This window comes from Lentisphaera araneosa HTCC2155, from assembly GCF_000170755.1.
GTDB lineage: Bacteria > Verrucomicrobiota > Lentisphaeria > Lentisphaerales > Lentisphaeraceae > Lentisphaera > Lentisphaera araneosa.
Window position 1 is genome coordinate 39418 of record NZ_ABCK01000020.1, and the last position, 24608, is coordinate 64025.

A 24608-nucleotide genomic window follows, 5' to 3' on the forward strand; every position below is an offset into this window, starting at 1 on the left:
TTAGTTAAAAAATAGTGGAAAACTTAGATGAGCTCAATAGGGTTTAAGCCATAATAATTTTCCATAACGCGATAGATATGTGGGTGTTTCTTTTTGAGTTGCTGTGGTTTTTCAAAAAAGCACTCGGTACAAACAGCAAAGAATTCAGCTTCATTTAATGCCCCGTAAGGGTCGATCAGTGTGTCCTGATGCTTTTTCTTCTTTTCTCTTAGCCACAGAAATTTTTTGTACATGATTTTCCCCCAGTCCAAGTAAGCGGAACGTTCTTGTAAGATCGGTACGCCGTCGGCACTACCATGTTCTTGGTCGAGTTGGTGCGCAAATTCGTGAAAAATAACGTTTTGCCCATCGTGAAAATTGGAAGCTCCTTTGCGGCAGCTATTCCAAGAAAGGACGATACTACCTCGAATTGATTGACCCAGTCTGATTGATTCCTCGCTGGAGACAAATGAGCCCTCGCTTTGCTCGATGTTGGATTTGAAGGCATCAGGATAGACGTAAATTGTGTTGAGTGAATTAAAGTGTTTTTGTGTGGGATTCTTGAGGGTGAGTAGGCAAGCTTGTGCGGCAATCGCAACGCGGATGCGATCTTCCATAATCAGACCCTGGCAGGGGATGAACTCAATTTCATCTAAAAATATGTGGATGAGACCCCAAAGTTTTTTCCTATCTTGAGGGGGGAGTTTATCTAGATAGGGGACTTCTTCGTGTAAGAAAGTTTCCCACTCATTTGGGGCAGTGGAATTCATCAGCTTTTGGCGTTTGTGCTTTCTATAAAAGGGGATGCCAAGCGCCAAGCTTAAGGCGATAACTGTGATGCCTATTAATGTCTCCATGAAATCTCCGAATCTAATTGAGTAAAGTTAATGCAATAAATTGAATTTGATAGTAAATGCGAATGGTGCAAATTTTGATATTCGGGGCTCGCGGAATTGATTTAGACTAAGCTTAGTAAAGTTGACCAAGAAATTTGGATTCAGTATGGCGAAGTTTTAGATTATGAAAAAAATAAGGAGCTAGATATGAAAAAATTAATAATGATTGGAGCTGTTCTTTGCTCTGTGTGGGCTTGTTCGAGTAGTGACCCAGGCTGTACTTGCTCGGGTAGTGATGGAGGTGTTTGTGCCTGTACGGGTGGATCGTGTGAATGTGGACCGTGTGACGCTAAATAAACAAGAATAAAGTTTAAACTAAAAAAGGCTTTTGCGAAGTTCGCAAAAGCCTTTTTTTATGAGTCTGAGTTAGACTTACTCGCTCTTTTCTTTCACATCAGTTTTGATGGAAAGTTCCTCGAGTTGATCGTCACTCACCGGTGAAGGCGATTGCGTCATGAGGCAAGAGGCTTTAGCTGTTTTCGGGAAGGGAATTACTTCACGAAGTGAGCTAGCTCCAGTAAGCAGCATAACCATGCGGTCAAGACCGAGGGCTAAGCCACCGTGGGGAGGTGCGCCAAATGCGAGTGCATCGAGAATGTGGCCAAATTGGTGTTGAGCTTCTTCTTGGCTAATGCCGAGTGCATCAAACATTTCGGATTGAAGCTGAGTATCGTGAATACGAATGGAGCCACCGCCAAGTTCGCAACCATTGAGAACGAGGTCATAAGCACGGGCACGGATAGAGCCGCGATCACTTTGCATTTTATCACGGTCTGATTCGTGTGGTGCAGTGAAAGGGTGGTGCATCGCATGCCAGTCTTGTGTTTCTTCATCTTGAACGAGAAGTGGAAAATCAGTAACCCAAAGGTAATTCCATTGATCTTCTGGGATCATGTCAGTTTGCTTCGCAATGTGAAGGCGGAGTTGACCGAGAACTTCACAGGAAGTTGTGAAGCTATCTGCAGCAATGAGGAGCACATCATCCACTTCTAAGTTGGCGGTCTCTGTGATCGCTGCAACTTCGTCTTCTTTTAAGAATTTTGTGATGGAGCTCTTCCAGCTGCCGTCTTCTTTAACTTGGATAGTGGCTAGACCTTTCGCTCCGTAGAGTTGAGCATGAGCAGTCCATTCTTTGATCGTTTTATTTGTCGCGAATTTATTGCCACCTTTAACGTTGATAGCGCCAATGCGACCACCGTTTGCTAGTGTGTCAGCAAAAACTTTAAATTCTGAATTTTTAAGTGCTGGCTCGAGGTTGATAAGCTCCATGCCAAAACGTGTGTCGGGCTTGTCGCTGCCGAACCGCGTCATGGCTTCGAAGTAATCGAGGCGTTGGAAAGGAGTTGGGATGTCAATACCCTTAACTTCTTTCATGATACGGCTCATAAGGCCTTCGAGAAGGGAGTAGATGTCCTCTTCATCAATGAAAGACATTTCCAAATCCACTTGCGTGAATTCAGGCTGGCGATCAGCACGGAGGTCTTCGTCACGGAAGCAGCGAGCAATTTGGAAGTAACGCTCGAGGCCACCAACCATAAGCAGTTGCTTGTATTGCTGAGGTGCTTGGGGAAGCGCGTAGAATTGACCAGGGTGAACACGACTTGGCACGAGGTAGTCGCGAGCGCCTTCTGGAGTGCTTTTCGAAAGGATAGGAGTTTCGATTTCTAAGAAGTTTTGATCGTCGAAGTAATCGCGGAGAGTTTTTGTGATGCGGTGACGAAGAACCATTTTCTCGGTGAGTGCGGGACGACGGAAGTCGAGGTAACGATAACGCAGGCGCATTTCTTCGTTCACTTTATCGTCATCGAGATTAAAGGGCATGGGGCGCGCTTTATTTTCGATTTTAAGATCTTGTACAACAACTTCAACAGCACCAGTGGGGAGTTTCTTGTTGATCATGTTTTCTGGACGACAACGAACTTTACCTTTGACGCTGATGACCCACTCTTCACGGAGCGAGTTGCCGAGAGACATGAGTTCTTCTCCAGCATCGGGTTCGATATTAACTTGAACGAAACCTGAACGGTCACGAAGGTCGAGGAAAATGAGGCCGCCTAAGTCGCGTCGGCTCTTGATCCAGCCTGAAAGAATGACTTCTTGATCTTTGTTTTCTGGGCGAAGTTCGCCGCATTTGTGTGTTCTCTTCATAATAGTGCTCACTTGAAAGTTTAAGACAAAAAAGGCCGGCTTAAGCCGGCCTAGAAGTAAGATATTCTAAATTAAACTTCGATATCTTCAGGCGAAATTGTAGAAACTTTTTCTTTCATGACTTTACCCGATTTAAACTTTACGACCACGCGCTCAGGAATTGGCACTTCGTTTTCAGGCTTATTAGGATTACGACCAATGCGCTGCTTTCTAACTTTAAGTTCGAAAACACCGAAGTTACGTAGTTCAACGTTTCTGCCAGCGGCAAGTTCGTTAGTGATGTAATCAAGAGTTTTTTGAACAACGTTCATCACTTCTTGTTGATTGAGTTTTGATTCGTCAGCGATGCGAACTACGAGGTCACGTTTCGTCATAGTGAAATCCTTATAAATATATATTTTTAAAATAGTTAAAATTTTGCTCAGTTGAGCCAGTAAAATCGGCAAGAACATAATCTTTAATCACTATCAATCAAGGCGTTTTCGACGATTTTGTAAGGAAAAATAAGGGCAATTGAAACTTATAAAAAACAAGGCATTTTGAGATTGAAAAATTGCATAATGAAACGGGTTTAAGATGAAGATATTAGTAACAAATGATGACAGCCAAGATTCACCGCTTTTGGAGTACTTGTTAGACGAGTTAAAAGGTTTAGGTGATTTGCAGATTGTTGTGCCAAAAGAAGAGCAGTCTTGGACGGGGAAAAGCATCAGTCGTTTTGAGCAGCTGGAAATAGAAGAAATTGAGATTTCTGGAGTCAAAACTTGTGTTTTGTCAGGGCGTCCAGCTGATTGTGTGAACTTTGGCGTTTATCACATGGGGGATGAAAAGCCCGATTTAGTAATTAGTGGTATTAATATAGGTTATAATTGTGGCGTGAGTTACGTCATGTCTTCGGGGACTGTGGGCGCGTGTATTGAAGCTAATATTGCAGGGGTTCCTGCCGTGTCACTATCGAGAAGGATGGCTCCCGAAACTTATCAGCGTTGGTCAAACGAGCGTTGTTTTAGTCCCGAAGAAATCAAACAAATTCGTCGGGAAGTTAAATTAATCATGAGCGCGATTAAAGAGAAAATTTTCACCCGAGCCGATTTTTTAGCTGAGCCAATAACTTGGCAAGTTGAAATGCCTCAGGATTTGTCAGAGGATTGGAGTTTAGAGGCAGGCCATCTCGGGCATAGCTTTTACGGGAGCTTATTCGAACAGAAGTCGAATGGCGCTTATGGGCACAGTCTCAAAAAGCATGACTTGGATTCTCGTGAAAAGGCCGATGTCAATATCATTGCTCGTGGAAACGTGAGTGTGGCCAAGCTCGATATTCGAGTTTTGGGTCAAGAAAAGTTTAATTTGTAGGAATGTAAAGATGAAAAAGAAAATTCAAACGGATCAAGCGCCAGGAGCCATTGGGCCATATTCTCAGGCTTTAGATTTAGGTGATTTAATTTTTGTTTCAGGACAAATTCCTATAGACCCAGCTCAAGGCTCATTAGTTGAAGGTGGAATCGAGGCTCAAACCGAGCAAGTGATGAAAAATATTGGAGCTATCTTAAAAGAAGCAAACTTAGAATATAGTCATGTGGTTCGAGCCGAAGTTTTTTTGACGAATATGGACGATTTTTCGAAAGTGAATGAAGTTTATGTGAAATACTTTTCCACAGAACCTAAGCCAGCACGCTTTGCCGTGGGGGTGGCTTCTTTGCCCATGGGATCCTTGGTGGAAATTGCAGTTATCGCAAAACGCTAAATATGTAAATAGTGTAGTTGTTCCCAGAGTGCAGAGCTGACAGGGCCGTGACGTTTATCTTGTCGGCGACAAGCATAAAAAGGGATAGAGATCGTTTCTAAGTGATCGCTATTAAATGAAATGAGTTGGCCAGATGCCAATTCATTTTTTATTTTGTGCTGGGGCATACTTCCCCAGCCCAAGCCTGCCATGAGCATTTCTTTCTTTATCTCTAAGTCTGAAACGTAATGCCTCTGCCCCCCTTGGAGTAGCGACTTTGAATTGCTACGAGCCTCAGAAGTCTCTGGGATGACAATTTGGGGTGATCGTTTTAACTTATTAGTGGAGATATAATTTTGATCATCAAGATTGAGCGAATTGGGCGCGCAAACGGGAGTCATGTTTATGTCCCATAGTGGAATCCTATCGAGAGGGGAACTGGGGCTCCCTAAGTTCGAGATCACGATGTGAGCTTTGTCTTGTTCGAGACGCTCAAGCGTTCCGCCTAAAACTTCAAAATTGATTTTGAGTCGTGTCTTGGGGTAACTTTGGAAGAAGTTTTTGAACAGAATTAATAATGTCTTTAAAGGGCAAATAGTATCAATAGCAATGGCGATTTCTTCCTCATGCGCTTCGTTTAAGTATTGGCTTAATGAAGTGATTTCTTCAGCGTTAATTAGCATTTGTTCTGCGTACTCATAGATGCGTTGACCATGAGCTGTGAGTGTGGTTTTGCGGTGTCCGCGATCAAAGAGCTGCAGGCCGAGCTCAGTTTCTAACTTATTTATCGACATGCTGATGGCGGGTTGGGTTTTCCAGAGTTTGTCAGCTGCTGCTTGGAAACTGCCTTCATCGACAATTGTTTTAAGAATATGTATTTGCTCTAAAGTCATAATATAAATTTTATTTATGGTTTAACTAAAAATTACATATATTTACTTTATATCAAAGCCTGTTTATCTTTATTCAGTTTCAAAAACATAAAAAAGGAAATTGAAGATGAAACATTTAGTAGAGAAGTTTTTTTATACAGAAGATAAATTTGGCCCGCTTTTGATTAGGCTTATGGCTGCAATAGTTATCTTTCCCCACGGAGCCCAAAAGTTGCTAGGCTGGTTTGGCGGTCATGGATTTGAAGGGACGATGAATTATATGACTAGTGTTGCAGGTCTTCCTTGGTTGGTGGCATTCTTAGTTATTATTGGTGAATCCATTGGGGCACTGATGTTATTGAGTGGTGTGGGTACGCGTTTTGTAGCGGCGAGTCATACAATTATAATGTTAGGCGCTTTGAAAATGCATTGGGCAAATGGGTTTTTCATGAATTGGTTTGGTCAGCAAGAAGGTGAAGGTTTTGAGTTTCATTTACTCTATATCGGTATGATGCTAAGCCTTTTTGTGAGTGGCGCGGGGAAATGGTCGATTGATTACTTAATCAGCCAAAAAAATAAAGTGAATAATTAAATTAAAATTGCGATAGATTATCGAGGCTGATCCAAGATAGTTTGAGTAAAGGAGTTTGGAAAATGAAAGTTTATAGAGCGCAAGACAGGGGTCATGTTGAGCATGGCTGGCTTAAGACCAAGCATAGTTTTTCCTTTGGTGAATATTATAATCCGCAAGCCATGAGTTTTGGGCCTTTGCGAGTTTTGAATGAAGATGTGATAGAAGCTGGCCAAGGTTTTGGAACTCACCCTCACAAAGATGCAGAAATTTTGACTTATGTTCTATCAGGTGGGCTAAGGCACGAGGATAGTATGGGCAATGGCGGAGTGATTGAGCATGGAGATGTGCAATACATGAGCGCGGGTAAGGGCATTCGACATAGTGAGTTCAATGCTTCACGCACGGAGCCCGTGCATTTGTATCAGATCTGGATTTTACCACATACAAAAGCTCTTAAGCCGAGATATGAACAAGAGAGTTTCTCGCCTCAAGGCAGAGCGAATCAATGGCAATTAATAGCCTCACCAAAAGGTGATCAGGGTTCTTTTCAAATAGCTCAAGACGCAAAATTTCTTGTCAGTGAGCTGGATCAAGGCAGAGAATTAACTTACAGATTTGAAAACAAACGCAAAGTTTGGCTACAAGTTGCTCGAGGGACCATCAGTGTCAATCATCAAGACTTGAGTGCTGGAGATGCGATAAGTTTTGAAGAAGCTCAAGATTTCTCGGTTGAAGCTATCGAGGATGCAGAACTCTTACTCTTTGATATGGCTTGATCAGTTTGGATAAATATCCTGCCAAGTAAGTTCAAAACGTGCGAGGTATTTGCGGAGGCGATCGGCGTCGTTAGGGACTTTTTTATTTTTGCGGGAAACGCAAAAGAGCTTGCGGCCGGCTTCGGAGAGGTTCTTGGATTCTCGACAAGTTTTAACCACGTTCGCCAACTGAGGGAGATCAAAGGGGTCGATTTCTTCAATGAAATCAGGAGAAAAGAGTTCTTTGAGAATTCGATCTTCCTTGTTAATGTTTCGATTATTCCACTGATGCTTGAGTTGGCTGATTTCATCTTCAGCCAGTTCTTTTCCAATGCGACTAGAATCGGCTAGGGTAGCCATACGATGGATTGAGGCATTGAGATCGCGAAAATTCCCCTTCCATTCGCCATCTGCGGAAGTTGCAAAATCGAGATAGTTTTTTCGAGCCTCCTTGGTGAAGCGCATTAGTGTGCCTGAGTCTTCGGCAAATTTCTGAAGTTCGTGATCGATATTGGGCTCTATGTCGGATTGGCGATCTTTTAAGCCTGGGAGTTTGAAGTTCCAGATGTTAATACGAGCGAGGAGATCTTCGCGAAAGCGGCCTTCTTCTACGGCTTCATAGAGCTCGCGATTTGTTCCACAGATTAATTGAAAGTCACTGCTCGCGAGGCTGTCTGCTCCGAGAGGGAGGAAGCTTTTATCTTCTAGGGCGCGCAATAGCATGGCTTGTTCATCGAGTCCGAGTTCACCAATTTCATCTAGAAAGAGCAGGCCACCATCGGCTTCTTTTAGAAGGCCGGGGCGATCTGAGCTAGCGCCGGTGAATGATCCTTTCTTATGTCCGAATAAAGTCGACATAGCGGCGTCTCCTCGTAGTGTGGCGCAGTTGACTTCCACAAAGTTGCCTTTGAGCTGGCGTTTTTGTTGGCGTAGTTCAAAAATTCGACTCGCCAAATGCGATTTGCCTGCGCCTGTTGGTCCGGTTAGTAATAGCGGGGCACTTGAGCGCAAGCATACTTTTTCAATCCTCTCGATGAGTTGATTAAATTTGAGATCTTGTGTTTTGATTCCCGATTTAAGGAGTTCATAGCTCTCAATCGCTTCGGCTTTGAAGCGATTGGCTAGCTTGTCGTATTGAGAGAGGTCTAGGTCAATGATCGAATAGGTGCCAGCGACATTTTTGTGCTTTTTATGACTTGGGGAGGACTGGATAAGTTGAGCTGGGAAATGGTAAGATTCGGTGAGCAGAAAAAGGCATATCTGAGCCACGTGAGTCCCGGTCGTAATGTTGATGTAGTACTCTTCGTCCTCTTTGAAATCATAGTTGCGAGAAAATTCGTAGAGCGCGCTATAGACCTCGACAAAGTTCCAAGGATCGCGCCATTCTATATGATGATGATTGATTTGCGTTTCCGGAGAGACTGTTTCAATATCGGTGACCACGGTATCGCACAAAATAGAAAAACGTTTTTGACTTAAAAGTTCATAGCGATCAAAAGCTAGATCTTCATGCATGCACAAGGCGACGCTTGGACGCCACTTTTCCCAGCGGGTGCTTTTGGTTCCCATATCAAGGCTTGGGCCAAGTAGGCCAATGAGTACTTTCTTTTTCATGTTTAATTATATATCCAAAAATATAAATTTATATAATAATATATATAAAATTTATACTTTATGTCCTTGTTGAAATTCTAATAAAATATTTAAATATTCTTATCTACTTTATTATAAAATATTTATAACTCCGTTTAATCCTCATTCGAAAAAGTTGGCACGGCTTATTCTTTAATACTTCCATCGACTCATGCCGGCGGCGCTATCGCCTGAGCCACAGTGATGAGGTTTTAGCGTTCCGTGAACGGTTTGAAAGCAGGAGTCGATACCAACAGTCGCCTGTAACGCGAATGTTTAAGTAGCTCAATTAGGTAGAGCGCATGACTCAGGATCGTGTTGTCGCGAGTTCGAATCTCGCCTTAAACCCCGCCCGCAAGGGCAAACAAAACCGTTCGAAGAAAAAGAGAAGTGAAATCCAGCCCTCCTTGAGGGTGGTTGAAGGAAGCCTTGCAAGCGGCGGATTCGCCGGCAGGAGACAATTTGGATGAAGGTCAGTGCTGAGGAAAGAAGGAGATGAGAGCATGGAAGTCTGAAGGATTGAGAATGACGGCTCAAGCCTGCTTCCGCGAACTTTGATCGTGAGGAAACGGATCTTTTTCTGAGAACACTAATAGAAAAAAAGGAATAGAAAGATGATAAAAGTAAAAGAATATGAAAGAGCCTTAAAATTTGTAAAAGGTGAGTTTAAAGCCGTATTAAAAGCTGGGCGCTATTTTGCGAAACCCTTGGCAAACGTGCAGTTCGAAATCTACGATGTACGACAATTGCAATTAAAGAGTGAGCATTTGGACTTTATCTGGAGAAATCGCGATTGGGCGACTGATATGGAAATCGTCAAAGTCTTAGAAGGAGAGCGCGGGATCTTGAAAATTAATGGTCGAGTCGAGAGATTTTTAGAGCCTGGGATTCATGCTTATTGGACGGTTTTTGAAAAAGTTGAGATTGAGATCTATAAAGTGTCCAAAGTTTTTGTTCACGCTGATTTAGAGAATATGTCTCGCAGAGCAGAAATTTTTCCCGATTTAGAGTTCTTCTCTTTGGAAGATAATAAGCGCGCTTTGATTACTGTGAACGGTCGCTTCTATGATGTGTTTTCGGCGTCTATTTTCGCCTTTTGGAAAGAAGGTAACAAGGTAGAAGTCGAATCTTTGTCAGTGGATGAGGTCTTCATCAATCACTCACGTATGAATGATATGCTTCGTTCCAGTTCGGCTTTAGTCGAAAAAGTGGATGTGAACGCCGGTCAAATTGCCTTAGTGAATATCGATGGGAAATTAGAACATCGTTTTGAAGAAGGTCGATACGCTTACTGGAAGAACATTCGAAAAGTCGATGTGACAATTGTGGATTTACGTGAGTCAACTTTTGAAATCAGTGGTCAGGAGATTATGACTGAGGATAAAGTGTCTTTGCGAGTCAATGCTTTAGTGACTTATAAAGTGCAAGATGCTGTGAAAGCAATCCAAGAATTCCAGGACTATCAAGCAGCCTTGTACAAAGAAGCTCAAATGATTTTGCGTAGTGCCATCGGTGCGCGTGATTTAGATAGTTTGTTGAGTGATAAGGAGAGCTTGGAGCAGTTCGTTGAATCCAGCATTAAAGATGCAGGTTTGAAAATGGGTTTAGCGGTTCGTTCCTTGGGTTTGAAAGATATCATATTGCCTGGCGATATGAAAGATATTTTAAACCGAGTGACTGAAGCACGCAAAGTGGCTGAGGCTTCTTACATTACTCGTCGAGAAGAGACTGCGGCGATGCGTTCTCAAGCGAACACTGCAAAGATCATGGAACAGAATCCTATCTTGTTAAAGTTGCGTGAGATTGAGATGGCCGAGAAAGTGGCCAACAATGCGGACATAACAATCATCGCGGGTGATAAGAGCGTGATTGATGGGATGAGATCTTTGGCTTAATCACATTGCTGAGGAGCCTAGCTCCTCAGCTCAATAAAGAATTTGCGAAAATCGCAATTAGTTTAATATAAATTTTATGGAGAAAGAAAAATGAATTTTAATGTTTTGTCAGATGAGAAAGGAAGAGGTTTGGTGAAAGCCTGGACGAAAGGTGTGCCTTTTGAACCCGAGGCAGAAAAGCAGGTGAGAAAAGCTGCTCAGATGCCTTTTATCTACAAATGGATCGCTTTGATGCCAGATGTTCACCTTGGTAAAGGTGCGACAATTGGGAGTGTGATTCCAACTAAGGGGGCGATTATTCCCGCGGCAGTTGGGGTCGATATTGGTTGCGGAATGATGGCGGTGCAAACTTCTTTGAAGGCGAATGATCTACCAGATAGTTTGGCTAAGATTCGTTTGGCTATTGAAGCAGCTTGTCCTCATGGAGATTTTTCGAGTCGCTCGGCGAATCATAAAAAGGGTGGATGGAAAGAAGCACCTGCGTCGGTGGCTAAAGCTTGGGAAAACTTAGAAGATGGCTATCAAAAAATCATTGCCAAAAACCCGCAGTCTGAGACGCGTCGTCACCCTGTCCAGCAGCTAGGAAGTTTGGGTGGTGGGAATCATTTTATTGAACTTTGCCTAGATGAATCAGAATGTGTTTGGATTATGTTGCACTCGGGTTCGAGAGGAATCGGGAATCGTATCGGAATGTCTTATATCAACAAGGCAAAAAAAGATATGGAAAAATGGATGATCAATCTTCCAGATAAAGATCTCGCTTATTTTCCAGAAGGTACGGAGCACTTTGATGATTACTGTGACGCCGTTCAATGGGCTCAAGATTATGCAAAAACCAATCGTTTTATGATGATGGAAAACTTGATTCAAGAATTGCGAAATTCAGGTGAGTTGCCTCCCTTTACGACCAATAAGATGGCGGTGAACTGTCACCATAACTACGTTGAAAAAGAAAATCACTTTGGTGAAAATGTTCTCGTGACTAGAAAAGGCGCCGTTCGTGCTCGTGAAGGTGAATTGGGTATTATTCCTGGAAGCATGGGAGCGAAATCTTTTATTGTTCGCGGTAAAGGGAATCAAGAAAGTTTTTGTAGCTGTTCCCACGGGGCGGGGCGTGCTATGTCGAGAACGGCGGCGCGTAAAAAGTACTCAATCGAGGACCAAATCAAGGCAACGCAAGGGGTGGAATGTCGAAAAGATGTTGGGGTGATTGATGAAATCCCGATGGCGTACAAAGATATTGATGCCGTGATGACTGCTCAAAACGACTTGGTCGATATCGTTCATACACTGAAACAAGTTGTTTGTGTGAAAGGTTAGATAAATTTGCGGAGTCCGCAAGGGCTCCGCAATATAAGGAGAATTTATGAATGAAGTTATACATATAGATGGATCTCTCGGTGAGGGGGGTGGTCAAGTTTTGCGTACTTCACTAGCTTTGAGTATGATCATGGGGAAGCGCGTTGAATTTAAAAATATTCGAGCTGGGCGTGCGAAGCCAGGCTTGATGCGACAACATCTCGCCTGTGTGCGAGCTGCGCAAAAAATTTGTGGGGCGCGTGTCAAAGGGGATGAACTTAAATCGCTTCATCTAAGTTTTCAGCCTGGGAAAATTAAATCAGGTGATTATCACTTTAGTGTCGGCTCTGCGGGAAGTGCGAGTTTAGTGCTTCAAACGGTTTTACCTGCGCTAATGTTGGCGGAGGGTTTTAGTAGTCTTGAATTGGAAGGTGGGACTCACAATCCTATGGCGCCGCCCTTTGACTTTTTGGAAAAAGCTTTTTTACCTCAATTGAAGAAAATGGGTGTTGAAGTTGATGTGGACTTATTGACTTGGGGTTTCTTTCCTGCTGGTGGAGGGCACATGAAAGTGAAAATTTATCCAGTTGAGAAACTCAAGTCATTATCACTAATGGAGCGAGGGAAATTGATCAGTCGAAAAGCCGAAGCTTGGGTCTCTTCCATTCCTTTGTCGATAGCTGAGTCAGAGGTAAAAGTACTCAGTGAAAAACTTGAATGGAATGAGATATTTGCGAAGAAAGTAATAGATCCTAAGGGGCCAGGAAATATCATTATGGCTTTGCAGGAGTATGAAAATGTGACGGAATTCACAAGTTCATTTGGCGAGCGTGGACTGAAGGCAGCACGAGTCGCTGACAGGTTGGTTCGCGAAGTTCGCAAATATCAGCTGAGCGAAGCTCCCGTTGGAGAATATCTGGCTGATCAGCTTCTCTTGCCCATGGCTTTATCAGGTAAGGGGGAGCTTTTATGCACCGAACTTTCGAGCCACAGCCTTACTAATATGGAGGTGATTCAAAAGTTCGTCGATGTGAGTTTTTCTGTTGAGGAAAGAAAAGACGGTATATGTGTGAGACTTAATTGAGTGAACGACTTTATAGTAAATGAAGATAACTAAAGCGTGTTGACTTGTTTGAGGACTTCTTCGTAGCGTTTTTTCGAATATTTTTCTTCTCTAGCTTCTATGCGTGACTCAATTTCTTTTTTGAGTTTTAGGTACTCGTCTTTCTTGTTTTCTGCTATGGCTAAGGAGGCTTTGACGATAGTTTCGTCTAAAGTTAATTTCTTTTTTGAGTCAAAGAGCTCACGAGCTTTCTGCCTGTTTTTAATTTTTTCATACTTTGAGTGTGTAAGCTGCCAAGTGGCAGTTTTTAAGTGTAAGTCGAGGCCCTTTTGTTGCTCCAAAATAGTGAGGCAGGCCCAGAAAGTTTGATGGTCGCCTACAAGAGCCGCTCCGTACATGTCTTCACCAAATGTATCGATTGTAAGGCGATCCATGCTGATGTTAGACAAGTTATTTTTGAATTTTGAAATTTCTGTTCCATACGTATATAAAACTTCCTCATAGAGTTTGCGAGCTCTGAAGCTCGTCCAAGTATAGGGTTGATTACGCATAATGCTTAAAGAGTCAACTAATACGGTACCAGCCAGCTTGCTATGGATGAGTGATGCGCTTTGTAAGTAAAATTTCTCTGCGGCTTGTTGATCTTTGGCAAGGGGGCGCTTTTCTAGGAGCCAGTCGATGGCATTGATTTGAACAGGGTAGGGAGCCGGAGAGTGACCTCCATTAAAGGAAAGGTCTTTGATTTCAATATTATGAGTAGCTAAAATATCTTTATCACGTTTTATGTAGGATTTAGCCCCCTTGTCATTGTTACCGCATGTTCTAACAACTTTGTAGCCGGATAACTGCCAATGATCGTTAGGGTTGGTGTTAAAGCCGAGCCATCCACCCATTGGTATAGCCCCGGAAATTTGACTATAAAATCTTCGGGCAAAAACATAAGTAGTGGCAGCGCCACCAGACATGCCTGCGGCAAACTGACGACCAGGTTCAAAATGAATTCGACTTTTTATATCGCGCTGTATGGCATACCAAGAATTTTTAATTAAATCGTAGCTCTGATTATTTTTACTCTCGAGATTACCGATAAGGATAATGCCTTTCTCTTGAGCCATTTTTTTGAAATGTCCGACCATGCCTCCGCCTCCAGGACTGAAAGTATACATGATGGGGAGAAGAACGGATCCGTCATGTTTGTACTGCGGAGGGAGGTAGACATCGTATTGGAATTCCGGATAGTTGAGGCATTTAACTTTCATCCTTTGGTCAGGTTCAAGAGGGAAATCGGCAAAAAGTAGAAGCTCGGCTTGCCTTACTTTGTTTATGGTTCTTAGGATTATATCATGACGTTGTTTGATCTCGGGTGTAAACAAACTTTTCTGAATTGGTGATCTGATAATAGTTTGTGAAATGAAGGAAAGGGTATTGTTGGCGGCAGCAATATCATTGGTCTTAATTTGCGCTGAAGCTTTTTCGAGGAGCTTGCCCGTTTTTATGATATCGTTTAATTTTGAAAAGTAATGAAAGGTGTAGATGTGCGACGCAGTTTGTTTCTTACCCTTTTTAAGAATGTTCATGAGTTGCTGAGCACTCTTAAGGTCTCCGTGAAAAGCGGCGTATGAAAAGCTAGCATCGAGATAGTCAGGGAAGTTTACCTGTTTCAGCAAGGCATAATAAAAGCTAGTAGGCATTTTGTTGAGTGAGGCATCCTTTTCCTTTCCGGCAGAATTATACAGAATTGAACTGTCGCGTAGTTCGAGGATTTCTATATTTTTTGAACCAACTTTGAGGGTTTTACTTTTCAGTTTTTCAGAACTTTCATGTAGGGCGTTTTTTGCTTTAATAAGTAATTGGCTTTGTTTAATAAGTGCTTTTATAGCTTCGCTTTTGTTGTGTTGCTCAAGTGACTTTAAATGGCTTAATAGTGTTTCGTAGCTATTCAGGCTGCGGTCATTCTGATCAAAATTGATCAATCCGCTTAGACTATTGTTATTTGCGAAAAGCGCACAATTTAATACGCAGATTAAGACTGCTAATAGTTTATACATGAATAGACCTCCCTCTATATTTACTATTCGATATAGTTTAACATTATTATTCTAGTTTTGCTACAATAAAAAAGCCACTGACGAAAGTCAGTGGCTTTTTATTGGCTGTGTGCTAAACGATTACTTTTCGTTTAAGCAATCAACACCTGGGAGGACTTTACCTTCGAGAAGCTCGAGGGAAGCACCGCCACCAGTGGAGATGTGTGACATTTGATCTGCAATACCAAACTTAACTACTGCAGAGGCTGTGTCGCCGCCACCGATGATCGTTGTAGCAGAAGACTTAGCGAGAACTTCACCCATGCCACGAGTACCGTGTGAGAAAGGCTCGATTTCGAATACGCCTAAAGGACCATTCCAAACGACAACTTTTGCGTCAGCAACAGCTGCAGAAAATTGTTCTACTGCCGCAGGGCCTACGTCAATGCCTTCCCAACCAGCTTTGATGTCGCCTGTGACAACTTCAGTGTTGGCATCAGCAGAAAAGTCATCAGCAATTACAGTATCAAGAGGAAGGATAAGCTCGACGCCTTTAGCTTTAGCTTTTTCAATGAGAGAAAGTGCGAGTTCAGCTTTGTCTTTTTCGAGGAGTGAGTTACCAACATCGCGACCTTGAGCGTATTGGAAAGTGTAAGCCATGCCACCGCCGACAATGACTTTGTCAACTTTGTCGAGCATGTTTTCGATAAGCATGATCTTGTCAGATACTTTTGCACCACCGAGGATAGCCACAACAGGCTTTTCGGGTGATTCAAGAACTTTACCGAAGTACTCGAGTTCTTTAGCCATGAGGTAACCAGACACAGCTTCAACGTGTTTAGAGAGACCGACGACAGAAGCGTGAGCACGGTGAGCAGAACCAAAAGCATCGCCAACAAAGATGTCAGTGAATTTTGCGAATTCCGCAGCCATGCCTTCGATATCAGCAGCGTCTTTTGAAGTTTCTGCAGCGTGGAAACGAACGTTTTCGAGAAGAACTACTTGGCCGTTTTCGAGAGCGTTTACAGCGGTTTCAACGTCAGCGCCGAAGCAATCGTTAAGAAGTGCAACATCTTGATCGAGGAGCTCAGTGAGGCGTGCAGCTACGAGTTTGAGACTGAATTTCTCATCGCGTTGGCCTTTTGGACGGCCCATGTGAGAAGCGAGAACGGCACGACCACCGTCAGCAAGAACTTTTTTGATTGTAGGTAGAGCGGAAACAATACGAAGATCGTTACTAATTGCACCATCAACTACAGGTACGTTAAAATCGCAACGAATGAAGGTTCTTTTTCCTTCGAAGTTTACATCATCAACAGTTTTTTTCATTTTTATATTTCTCCAGTTTTAGAATAGACGCGCCTAAAGTAACACGAAGTCACTAAAGCGCAATTTAAAGGTTTTGCGGGGAGTGACTTAAACTGTGACATAAGCATTTTGCTTAATTGTTAGACAAGTACAAAACTCTTAAAAGAGCCCTGCGATGTATGTAAAACCCATAAAACAATTTTTTTGATAATTAATTATCATTTAATATAATTTTAACACTTGAATGATAATTGATTATCAATTACAATTAGTATTGATAACTCATTATCATAATTAATTAAGGAACACATCAATGTTTTTAAAACGTTTCATCACTACATTCGGATTTCTTGCAGCGTCAACTGCTTTAGCGGCTCCAAGTGGTAAAGGTCATACTCATACTGCAGGTTCGCACATTTGTGATCACGGTAAAGATCAATTCTTTACTGGTCATATTCACTCATCTAATCACTTTGATTTTAATGAAGATAACCAAAAAGTTGCTAAGACTCACACACACATGCTGATTTTATGGTTAATTTCACAGATAGAATTGGTATCTTCGCGGGTTTGAAACTCGAAGAAGATCACTCACATGGCCATGAGCATGGTGGCGGCGGTCATGATGATGAAGATACTGATAATAAGTATTTCGAAGATCACGTGCTTTACATTGATCAATTATATCTAGACCTAGTTCTTGTTGATGATCTCTCACTGCAAGCGGGTAAAATGAGAATTCCAATTGGCTTCGGTATGCATGAGTATCCTGGTTATTATGGCTACGAAGTTCAAGAAGAACTCATGCTCCTAGAAAAGATTGCGTTTAACCTTAAGTACGAACATAGTTTTGACAATGGCTCAAAATTGACTTTAGATGCATCGACTTTTTTCTCAGACACAGCACTTAATGAATCAGCAATTAATGATCGCGATGGTGGAGATATAGAGCTTGAAGATGGTGGTCCTGCTAATACAGAAGATTTCTCATCTTATGCATTAGGTTTCCGCCTCGATAACCTCTACTTCATGTCAGATGAATACATTCATGAATTTGTTGTTCTTGGTGGTTACGCACTTCAGGCTGAAGCTGATTACAGTGATGAGCACGGTGATGATGAAGAGCGTTTCGTCATTGGCGGTAAGTACATTTTTCACTATGATGAAAATATTCGTCTAGCGCTTATGAACGAAATCCAAGATATTAGTTCTGTTGGTGCTGAGAGTGAATACGACATGACGGCCGTTAACTGGGGCGCTCAGTTCACTTATTATAACTGGCGCGTAGGTGGTACTTATACTGATTACCTTCAGGACCATGAAGAAGCTGATGAAGAAAATAATGGTCGTGCAGTACAAGTTTCTGCAGGTTACTTCTTTGATTTCGGTCTTGGTGTTGAGGTCGGTTACCAAAAAATGAAAGAAGTTGGTGAAGACGAAGATTCTGAAGGACCTGGTATCTCGGTTTCTTATATCTACGAATTCTAAGTAACAAAATAAGTGCAGGTAGGGTTGCCTGCACTTTAGTATATTCCTTGTTTGGGCCCGGCATTGTGCCGGGCTTTTTTTTGTCTAGATTAGATTTAGTTCTTGGGTATTGAGTTGACGGTGTAATAGGCTTTCGAGAGGAAGGGGCCGACGGCTTTGCCGAAGCTCGTTTTGTTAAGATCGAGGTAATAAACTCTAGCGCTTTTGTTTGTACCTTTAATATCATCGACCTTAAAGTCTTTGAACTGGATAGAACAAGTCTTTTGGTCAGCACTCCAATTTATAGAGGATATGTTTTCGCTACGACTGCCTTTTTCAGGCGAACCATATTTAGGGGAATCCTCATAATACCATGAGCTTGCATTTATAGCACCAAAGTTTTTGGAATCTTGAGCTTTGGTGAAATGAATATCAAAACCCTTAGGAGTGACTTTGACTGTATGTATGGCATTGGGAGTTTCTCCAGAGAAAGTGATTTTTTGGAGGCTGCTTTCAGCGCCACCTTGCGCTCTCCAACCACGGCCAGTCTGACCCACCCAGAGGCTATTGTCTTTCGGGTTGAAAGTCAAACGCATAACACCTGAGGCAAGCTTGTTGGCGAAGGGTAGGGCAACACCTTGTTCGACTCCATTGATAGTTTCCGTTGCAATGCGGTAGATGCAGGATTGAGTTTGATCACCAAGGAACATTTGTCCTTCGAAGGGGCCGAAAGCTCCCTTGGTGAGGTCCCAAGTTGGATTGCCAGGAGCATTCATGACTTTATTATGTGGAAGGAGAATCATGGCCGTCTCGCGCTTGGCTTTTACATTGTCCCACTGAATCTCTTTACTTTTGAAGTTCACTCCAGGAAGATCTACTAAACCCGTTGGGTTACCGTAGAATTTGCCTTTTTCGACTTTGAAGACCTTGGATGTGCCAACGTATTCACCTTGGTTTTCTGTATAAATAATTTCCTTGTTAGGAGAGAGTGAGAGGCCGGCAGGGCTACGAAAGCCATTGGCGAATGTGGAGAAGTTACCATCTTTATCCACATAACACATCCAACCTTTTAAGCCCCCGCCTGTTCCCATGAAGGCACCGCCAGCTTTGTAGTTAAAGGGGAGGTTGTGCGTGAGGTTAAGGTTGTAGAGGTAGCCACCTTTATAGGGTATGGGTCCGTAAAGGTATTCGTGATAATTGCCACAGAAGCGGAAGTGATCGGAAACGTTTTCGCGTTTGTCGGCCCAGTTATCACCATCACTATCAATGAGGCGAGTGAGGCCGGGCTTTTCACCGATGACAATTGAGTTTTCTGATTCAATAAGTACGCTAAGTGAATCATAATGTCCTTCCGAAAAGAGAAACCACTCATCTTTAACAACTTTCCAGATTCCTGCGGTACGAGTGGTGACAAAGGCGATGTCTTTGTTTAAGAACTCAATGCCAAGCGGCTCAAAAAGTTGTGTACGGCCATGGATATCTTTGGGGGCTTCGGCATTGTGAAGAGTGTAAGCGGAATCCATACCAGCTTTTTTCTGTTCAGTATCAGGCGCTTTGGACCATTTGATTTTTTGTCCATTTAAGTTTTCGGCTGGAGCAGAGTTTACACCCGCGGTATGGATTTTTTTGAATTGAGCTTTGCGCTTAGCCGTGAAGATAATGTTCTTGTGGGTGCCTGCGGGCAGAGTCCATTTATTGCCCTCAATGGATCCTGCACTTGCTTTGAAGTCAGTAAAGTTGCTGGTGGGGACATTGAGGCTTAGGTCACGCTTCAATTGAGCATTAAAAATAGCCTTGATGGAATTGTTTTTCTGAACCTCGAAAGTGAGGTCGAGTCGATTGCCTTCCACTTCATAGTGGAATTTTGGGATTTGCCCTTTTTTGGTTTCAACAGAAATAAATTTACTATCAAGTTTGCGAACTTCTTCAAGAAAGTCACCTTCAAAGTGGAGGGTTTTATAAACATAGTGATAGTCGGCTTTAGCAGGCTCGGCCCAAGAACGGTCTAGGAGTTTGCCACTCGCGAGGTAAGGGGTGAAAAAGTCACTTGTGCCTTGAGTCCATTTAATCGCTTTGTCGCCGATAGCGCTGGGCTTACCGCGACCATTCATCATGCCATTAATACTGACGAAAGGGCCATTCCATATCATCGAGATTCCCATTGTGCGCTGATCAAAACTGTAGTTGAGGTTTCCTGGGAGACCAACAAAATAAGTTCTTGCAGATGTACCGGGGATATTCGTTCTTTGTATGCGAGGGCGATTTTGAACAATGACTGAACCGCGATCTTTCCAGATATTGTATTGATCACTTGGTTTGTTGAGCCAGCTTACTTTGGGACCCGCATTTTTCTCTTCATTAAGGGTGAGAAGGTAGTGATAGATGGCTTCAATCTCGCTGTCCTTCAATGTTTCCGGAGTAAAAATAGGCATGATGGGCAAATGAGGTTTGTTGCTATCATTCACATTTAATGACAAGTGTGCAGTGGGCTCCCTCAGAGATTGGTAGAGGTAGCTTTTGTCTGCGGGAAAATCCACAAGATGTTTTTCCGCACTCTCAAGTACTTTAATGCTTATAGGTTTCTTTTGGAAAATGCCGTAGATTGCGGGGCCAGTTTTGACGAATTCATTATCCGTCGTCGTGTTGTGGCATTCAATGCAACCTTTGTTTTGGAAGATACCTTTTCCCATGGCCACCATTTCTACCATAGCCTCACCATTTTTTGCGAGTGGACGTTGCTCATCGGCAGTTAATTCTTTTGTCTTAGTGCTTTCTAAATCAATTTCTTTTACAGTCATTTTACGAATGGCAATGGGGCCGTGGTCACCCTGGATCATGATGGGGCCTTTGGGAGCCTCGTCGTTAAATTGCGAAGAGCGCGTGGGACCTACTGCATAGAGGTTTTCTTGCACGACTTGGCCATTAATTTTGACTTCTTTAAAATAGGCTTGTGAGATTCTTTTTCCCGTTTTTTCATCAAAGCGGGGGGCGCGGAAAACAGCATCCATTGTTTGCCACTCACCGGGTTTTTTGGCGGCATTTACTTTAGCAGCAACACCAGCTCCGCGCGCTGGTGGCCAGCGCTGATAGAGGCCCCCCATGTCGCCGGAACCCCATTTATCTTTTCCGTATGAATCTAAAATTTGAATTTCATAACGGCCCATGAAGTAGACCCCCGCGTTGGATTTTTCTGCTAGCATGAATTCTAGGTGAAACTCAATATCTTTGTAGTGCTTCTTAGTGGAGATGTTGTTGGTCTTGCCTTTGCGGCCATTGATGAGCATACCTTCGCCTTCTTCCGTGACGATGAGTTTTCTTCTCTTAGCTTTTGCCGAAGCAATATTTTCCCAGCCGCCAGGCTTAAAAAAGAGGTCTCGAAGGGTTTTAGCCTTTTGTTCGGGTAATTTGACTTCGAGTTTTCCCGTAGCTAAATAATCAATGTTCACGCATTTATGAGTGGAGTCCTTCATTTGTAAAGAGATAGTATTTTCGCCTTTTTTAAGAGGGACTTTGACAAAATGATCACTCCAGACTTTCCAGCCTTCCGTGGCTGGCATGGTGATTATTTGTGTTTGTCCATTGATGGTGAGCTTTAATTCTGCGTCGCCAAAACCAGCGGAATAACGGAAAGTGATTACCTGCTCCCCGGCTTTATCTGATTGAGCTTTAAAAGTGAGTATGCCTTTGTTATTGTTATAAAAGCCAGCGGCAAAGCCAGTGCTAGAAAATCCAAGGTGGTTGTGCTCATGAGTGACTTTGTCGCGATGTGCGTCCTCGGCTTCATAGATGACGGGACTTTGCGTTTTGGCAGATACGAGTGTACCGAAGGTCAAAAGCAGTAAACTTCCTAGGACTTGACTTGTTTTTATCTTCATGGCTTTCCTTATAAATTGATTTTTGAATTTACTTTGTTCCCTTATGTAAGTGCAAGTAAGATTTCATTTCTTTACAGCCATGAGAAAATTTATGTTATTTTTTTGCGCAGAGTGCAATTAAAGTTGTATACTGCATGTAATTAGCTAGGATTTACAGAAGATGACGGATCAATATAATACGAGAAAAACGCTTCTTATGAGAGCGAAGGATCCGAACGATCAATTAGCCTGGAATGAATTTGTGGAGTACTACGCTGGCTTCATCCAAATGCTACTCCACAAGATGGATATCCCTCATCAGATTCACGATGACCTGAAACAAGAAGTACTTTTGAAGATCTGGAAATCATTACAGCAATATGAAGTGCGTGAAGGTGCCAAGTTTAGAGCTTGGTTAGGAGTGGTAATTCGTCATGCTATTTTGGCTTATATGCGTTCTTATCGAAAGCGGGAGAATCGTGAATTGTCTTTGTCGCTTGCTGATTTAGAAGAAGAAAGTGAAAACTCCAGTCGAATTGATGAGCTCATTAATGATGAGTGGGTCAATTATATGGTGAATCACGTCATTGAGCATTTGCGACAGTTCTTTTCAGGCAAGGCAATCGACGTTTTTCTATTGAGTTCAAAAGGCATGAAAACAAAAGAGATCAGCGAGAAATTGGATGTTCCCGCCAATACAGTTTATGTCTTGCGCAATCGAGTGAAAGATCGTTTGCTGAAAGAAATGAATAAGTTACGTGCGAGCTTAGAATTTTGATATGAGCGATTTTTTATCACTGTATGAGGAGGCGGAGAGTTATGATGAAACACAAGAAGTGACTTCGCTCTTGTGTGACCAATTACCACAGACAGCAGATAAATTCACTGATGAAACCGTGATAGCTACGGGAGGTATGAAAAAGATTTCTAAAGTCTTTTGTAATAGTACTCACCGTTACGTAGCCAAAGCGACTCTTAATGAACCTTCTAAATTTGAGTTGCGCGATGCCTTTATTAGAGAGGCGCGACTCACGTCTCTGCTAGATCACCCGAATATAATTAAGATCTACCAGATCGCCTTATCCGATGAGGGTGAGCCCTTTTTTACCATGGAATTAAAGACGGGTTCAAGCCTACAAGACTACATTCAGCTAGATCGTAAGCAAAATATTCTCTTGGGGATTTACGTAAAGATTTGTGATGCGATATCCTATGCCCATTCGAGAAAAATTTTACATTTAGACCTTAAGCCAGATAATGTGCAAGTCGGAGAGTACGGTGAAGTAATCGTGTGTGATTGGGGCTTGGGAAAGATCCTCACTAGGAAAGATGCCGGAGAAGAAACATCGGCCTACCAAGTTGATGCAGACATGCTCAATCATTGTACGATGTATGGCGAAGCGAAAGGGACACCAGCTTACATGGCCCCCGAGCAATTGGAAGGTAAGAATAAGAATGAGCAGACCGATATTTATGCTTTGGGAGCTTTGCTGTATACTCTACTTGTTCCCGATCGTTTAAAAGGGAAGAGTTTAGATGAGCGCCTAGCGCAAAGTCGTTTAGGTGATCTTCAGGGGCTGAGTAGTGCGGATCTGCCCAAGAGCCTAAGTGCGGTAATCGCAAAGGCGATGTCAGTTGACTGTGGAGATCGTTATAAATCGGTTGAAGATTTAAAAAATGATATAGAGCGTTACCTCAATAGTTACCCAACTTTTGCCCAAGAAGCCGGCCTTTTGACTCAGCTTAGTTTTTTATGGCGCCGCAATAAGTATGTGAGTTTAGTGCTGACGAGTTCATGCATGGTGATTATCATTTCTTTGTTGTTGTTCCTGCAAGAAATTAAACAAAGTGAGAGTGATACTCTGCAGGCTTTAGAAAAATCTGAGAGCTACGCATCGGAGCTTGAGAAGACCTTAAAAGAAAACAAAAATTTGGAAGAATCCATAAGTCGGATGCCCAAAAAAATTGTGGATCGAATTTTTTCGGATAATCAAAAATATCGAGATTATCAATTGCTCATGACTCCGAAAGTTTCGCTTGAAAGATCGAGCCGTTATTTAGAGGCAGCTTATGAAACGACACCGGGCGATATCTACCTTGTTAGAGCCTTGGCAGCTAACTATTTTATTTCACTCAACTATCCGAAATTTGTGAATTTTTATAAGAAACATTCGAAAGAACTCATCTTTTATGCGCCTTATGTGGATAAGTATCTTACTGGACGAGATCTTACTGTTCAAGCAAATTATGATGAGTTTGTGGCGATGGTGAATTTTGCGAAACGCTTGCCGGTTTTGATGGAGTTGCTCATCGCCTATAATGCTGAAAGTTTTAATCAGGAGGAGAGCTTTCCTAAACTGATTTCTTCTTTGATTACTTCCTATTATCATGAAAACCATAAGGTAGAAATTGGTCTTAATGATTATAAGCTGGATCTTTGGGGTCCACAGCTCAAGTACATGACTTCTCCGATTACTCAGTTGAGCCTTTTGCGTTACTTAGATTTTAAAGATTTATTTGTAGCGGATAATTCAATTACCGATGCCAATGAGTTCGCAGGCTTGAACTTGCGTAGTCTTTATTTACAACATACTAAAATTAAAGATTTGCGCCCTTTGTTGACTTTGCCAAGCCTCGATCATGTGACCATTAATGATGGCCAAGTTCCAAAAGAACAATTGGAAAGTTTTTCTCGTCGTTTCACGAAAGATTTAGTTGAAATCTATCCTGCCAGCCAAGCTGAATATACAGGTGGCGTGAAAACCAATTTTGATCATATCAATTACACATCGAGCAAGTTTTTGGATGGTTTTTTTATGAATATAGATGGGAAGGTGAAGTTTGAATTAAATGCAGAAAAAGCTGGTGAGGAGCTTATTACCATTCGCTACTCTGCAGGTCACGATGATGCGGTTATTTTGTTTGGCGTCAATGGAGTCGAGCAGGAACTCATTCTCAAATCGACTAAAAAGTGGACGCGTTGGAGTACTTATACCTTGCCCGTAAAGTTAAATCAGGGTGAGAATAGGATTACTTTGAGGATGAAGTTTCGGACAAGGAACTGCATTAACTTGGATTACTTATCACGTAAAGTTAAAACGGATTAGGACCACCTA

20 protein-coding genes and 1 tRNA gene are annotated in these 24608 nt (G+C 42.4%); 13 read left to right on the forward strand and 8 right to left on the reverse strand.

What is annotated here, in order from left to right; all coding sequences use genetic code 11:
• Positions 1-23: 23 nt before the first annotated feature.
• Positions 24-836 (reverse strand): M90 family metallopeptidase, encoded by an 813-nt coding sequence (locus tag LNTAR_RS17675; RefSeq protein WP_007280118.1) that lies wholly within the window; start codon positions 834-836, stop codon positions 24-26.
• A gap of 186 nt (positions 837-1022) precedes the next feature.
• On the opposite strand from LNTAR_RS17675, the gene LNTAR_RS27310 reads away from it, so the two are divergent.
• Entirely contained in the window at positions 1023-1172 is a 150-nt protein-coding gene (locus LNTAR_RS27310; protein WP_157473673.1) for a hypothetical protein, read from the forward strand.
• Between the two features lie 75 nt (positions 1173-1247).
• Here LNTAR_RS27310 and aspS read toward each other — a convergent pair whose 3' ends face one another.
• A complete protein-coding gene (gene aspS / locus LNTAR_RS17680; protein WP_007280119.1) occupies positions 1248-3023 on the reverse strand; it encodes an aspartate--tRNA ligase in 1776 nt (591 codons plus the stop codon).
• 71 nt (positions 3024-3094) lie between these two features.
• Positions 3095-3397, reverse strand: coding sequence for an HU family DNA-binding protein (locus LNTAR_RS17685; RefSeq protein ID WP_007280120.1), 303 nt, complete (start codon positions 3395-3397; stop codon positions 3095-3097).
• Between the two features lie 202 nt (positions 3398-3599).
• On the opposite strand from LNTAR_RS17685, the gene surE reads away from it, so the two are divergent.
• Both surE and LNTAR_RS17695 read left to right on the forward strand, forming a co-directional pair.
• Positions 3600-4376 (forward strand): 5'/3'-nucleotidase SurE, encoded by a 777-nt coding sequence (surE, locus tag LNTAR_RS26030; RefSeq protein WP_007280121.1) that lies wholly within the window; start codon positions 3600-3602, stop codon positions 4374-4376.
• A gap of 10 nt (positions 4377-4386) precedes the next feature.
• Entirely contained in the window at positions 4387-4767 is a 381-nt protein-coding gene (locus LNTAR_RS17695) for a RidA family protein (RefSeq protein WP_007280122.1), read from the forward strand.
• Here the strand turns inward: LNTAR_RS17695 and LNTAR_RS17700 are convergent.
• The gene (locus LNTAR_RS17700) at positions 4764-5639 is read right to left on the reverse strand and encodes a LysR family transcriptional regulator (protein ID WP_007280123.1); all 876 of its coding nucleotides are present in this window, start codon (positions 5637-5639) and stop codon (positions 4764-4766) included. The two genes, LNTAR_RS17695 and LNTAR_RS17700, sit on opposite strands and share 4 nt — an antisense overlap.
• Positions 5640-5745: 106 nt before the next feature.
• On the opposite strand from LNTAR_RS17700, the gene LNTAR_RS17705 reads away from it, so the two are divergent.
• Positions 5746-6210, forward strand: a complete 465-nt coding sequence (locus LNTAR_RS17705; protein ID WP_007280124.1) for a DoxX family protein — start codon at positions 5746-5748, stop codon at positions 6208-6210.
• A 62-nt stretch (positions 6211-6272) separates the two neighbouring features.
• The gene (locus tag LNTAR_RS17710) at positions 6273-6968 is read left to right on the forward strand and encodes a pirin family protein (RefSeq protein WP_007280125.1); all 696 of its coding nucleotides are present in this window, start codon (positions 6273-6275) and stop codon (positions 6966-6968) included.
• Here LNTAR_RS17710 and rtcR read toward each other — a convergent pair whose 3' ends face one another.
• Positions 6969-8561 (reverse strand): RNA repair transcriptional activator RtcR, encoded by a 1593-nt coding sequence (rtcR, locus tag LNTAR_RS17715; RefSeq protein WP_007280126.1) that lies wholly within the window; start codon positions 8559-8561, stop codon positions 6969-6971.
• A 292-nt stretch (positions 8562-8853) separates the two neighbouring features.
• Between rtcR and LNTAR_RS17720 the strand changes: the two genes are divergently transcribed.
• The 4 genes from LNTAR_RS17720 (at position 8854) to rtcA (ending at position 12857) form a co-directional block, all read left to right on the forward strand.
• Positions 8854-8927: transfer RNA gene (locus tag LNTAR_RS17720), tRNA-Leu, on the forward strand.
• A gap of 266 nt (positions 8928-9193) precedes the next feature.
• The gene (locus LNTAR_RS17725; protein ID WP_007280128.1) at positions 9194-10474 is read left to right on the forward strand and encodes a slipin family protein; all 1281 of its coding nucleotides are present in this window, start codon (positions 9194-9196) and stop codon (positions 10472-10474) included.
• A gap of 90 nt (positions 10475-10564) precedes the next feature.
• Entirely contained in the window at positions 10565-11794 is a 1230-nt protein-coding gene (locus LNTAR_RS17730) for an RtcB family protein (RefSeq protein WP_007280129.1), read from the forward strand.
• 46 nt (positions 11795-11840) lie between these two features.
• Entirely contained in the window at positions 11841-12857 is a 1017-nt protein-coding gene (rtcA, locus tag LNTAR_RS17735) for an RNA 3'-terminal phosphate cyclase (RefSeq protein WP_007280130.1), read from the forward strand.
• Between the two features lie 29 nt (positions 12858-12886).
• On the opposite strand, the gene LNTAR_RS17740 is transcribed toward rtcA, so the two are convergent.
• The gene (locus LNTAR_RS17740; protein ID WP_007280131.1) at positions 12887-14884 is read right to left on the reverse strand and encodes an alpha/beta hydrolase; all 1998 of its coding nucleotides are present in this window, start codon (positions 14882-14884) and stop codon (positions 12887-12889) included.
• Between the two features lie 120 nt (positions 14885-15004).
• Positions 15005-16198, reverse strand: a complete 1194-nt coding sequence (locus LNTAR_RS17745) for a phosphoglycerate kinase (protein WP_085955265.1) — start codon at positions 16196-16198, stop codon at positions 15005-15007.
• Between the two features lie 286 nt (positions 16199-16484).
• On the opposite strand from LNTAR_RS17745, the gene LNTAR_RS17750 reads away from it, so the two are divergent.
• Together LNTAR_RS17750 and LNTAR_RS17755 are read left to right on the forward strand one after the other, a co-directional pair.
• Positions 16485-16745, forward strand: a complete 261-nt coding sequence (locus LNTAR_RS17750) for a hypothetical protein (RefSeq protein ID WP_007280133.1) — start codon at positions 16485-16487, stop codon at positions 16743-16745.
• Positions 16703-17659 carry a hypothetical protein gene (locus LNTAR_RS17755; protein ID WP_007280134.1) on the forward strand — a complete coding sequence of 319 codons (957 nt, stop codon included), beginning with the start codon at positions 16703-16705 and terminating at the stop codon, positions 17657-17659. Before LNTAR_RS17750 ends, LNTAR_RS17755 begins: the two co-directional genes overlap by 43 nt.
• A 95-nt stretch (positions 17660-17754) precedes the next feature.
• Here the strand turns inward: LNTAR_RS17755 and LNTAR_RS17760 are convergent, their stop codons facing one another.
• Positions 17755-21513, reverse strand: coding sequence for a 3-keto-alpha-glucoside-1,2-lyase-like domain-containing protein (locus LNTAR_RS17760; protein WP_007280135.1), 3759 nt, complete (start codon positions 21511-21513; stop codon positions 17755-17757).
• 160 nt (positions 21514-21673) lie between these two features.
• Between LNTAR_RS17760 and LNTAR_RS17765 the strand changes: the two genes are divergently transcribed.
• Complete coding sequence (locus LNTAR_RS17765) at positions 21674-22270, forward strand: RNA polymerase sigma factor (RefSeq protein WP_007280136.1); 597 nt, start codon at positions 21674-21676, stop codon at positions 22268-22270.
• Position 22271: 1 nt separating this feature from the next.
• Positions 22272-24599: a protein kinase domain-containing protein gene (locus LNTAR_RS17770; protein WP_007280137.1), complete on the forward strand. Its 2328-nt coding sequence runs from the start codon at positions 22272-22274 to the stop codon at positions 24597-24599.
• Positions 24600-24608 lie beyond the last annotated feature (9 nt).

What these genes read in the sequence shown, in the direction of transcription:
- LNTAR_RS17675 (WP_007280118.1), bottom strand. Translation starts at nt 836, where the DNA reads ATGGAGACATTAATAGGCATCACAGTTATCGCCTTAAGCTTGGCGCTT.
- LNTAR_RS27310 (WP_157473673.1), top strand. Translation starts at nt 1,023, where the DNA reads ATGAAAAAATTAATAATGATTGGAGCTGTTCTTTGCTCTGTGTGGGCT.
- aspS (WP_007280119.1), bottom strand. Translation starts at nt 3,023, where the DNA reads ATGAAGAGAACACACAAATGCGGCGAACTTCGCCCAGAAAACAAAGAT.
- LNTAR_RS17685 (WP_007280120.1), bottom strand. Translation starts at nt 3,397, where the DNA reads ATGACGAAACGTGACCTCGTAGTTCGCATCGCTGACGAATCAAAACTC.
- surE (WP_007280121.1), top strand. Translation starts at nt 3,600, where the DNA reads ATGAAGATATTAGTAACAAATGATGACAGCCAAGATTCACCGCTTTTG.
- LNTAR_RS17695 (WP_007280122.1), top strand. Translation starts at nt 4,387, where the DNA reads ATGAAAAAGAAAATTCAAACGGATCAAGCGCCAGGAGCCATTGGGCCA.
- LNTAR_RS17700 (WP_007280123.1), bottom strand. Translation starts at nt 5,639, where the DNA reads ATGACTTTAGAGCAAATACATATTCTTAAAACAATTGTCGATGAAGGC.
- LNTAR_RS17705 (WP_007280124.1), top strand. Translation starts at nt 5,746, where the DNA reads ATGAAACATTTAGTAGAGAAGTTTTTTTATACAGAAGATAAATTTGGC.
- LNTAR_RS17710 (WP_007280125.1), top strand. Translation starts at nt 6,273, where the DNA reads ATGAAAGTTTATAGAGCGCAAGACAGGGGTCATGTTGAGCATGGCTGG.
- rtcR (WP_007280126.1), bottom strand. Translation starts at nt 8,561, where the DNA reads ATGAAAAAGAAAGTACTCATTGGCCTACTTGGCCCAAGCCTTGATATG.
- LNTAR_RS17725 (WP_007280128.1), top strand. Translation starts at nt 9,194, where the DNA reads ATGATAAAAGTAAAAGAATATGAAAGAGCCTTAAAATTTGTAAAAGGT.
- LNTAR_RS17730 (WP_007280129.1), top strand. Translation starts at nt 10,565, where the DNA reads ATGAATTTTAATGTTTTGTCAGATGAGAAAGGAAGAGGTTTGGTGAAA.
- rtcA (WP_007280130.1), top strand. Translation starts at nt 11,841, where the DNA reads ATGAATGAAGTTATACATATAGATGGATCTCTCGGTGAGGGGGGTGGT.
- LNTAR_RS17740 (WP_007280131.1), bottom strand. Translation starts at nt 14,884, where the DNA reads ATGTATAAACTATTAGCAGTCTTAATCTGCGTATTAAATTGTGCGCTT.
- LNTAR_RS17750 (WP_007280133.1), top strand. Translation starts at nt 16,485, where the DNA reads ATGTTTTTAAAACGTTTCATCACTACATTCGGATTTCTTGCAGCGTCA.
- LNTAR_RS17755 (WP_007280134.1), top strand. Translation starts at nt 16,703, where the DNA reads ATGGTTAATTTCACAGATAGAATTGGTATCTTCGCGGGTTTGAAACTC.
- LNTAR_RS17760 (WP_007280135.1), bottom strand. Translation starts at nt 21,513, where the DNA reads ATGAAGATAAAAACAAGTCAAGTCCTAGGAAGTTTACTGCTTTTGACC.
- LNTAR_RS17765 (WP_007280136.1), top strand. Translation starts at nt 21,674, where the DNA reads ATGACGGATCAATATAATACGAGAAAAACGCTTCTTATGAGAGCGAAG.
- LNTAR_RS17770 (WP_007280137.1), top strand. Translation starts at nt 22,272, where the DNA reads ATGAGCGATTTTTTATCACTGTATGAGGAGGCGGAGAGTTATGATGAA.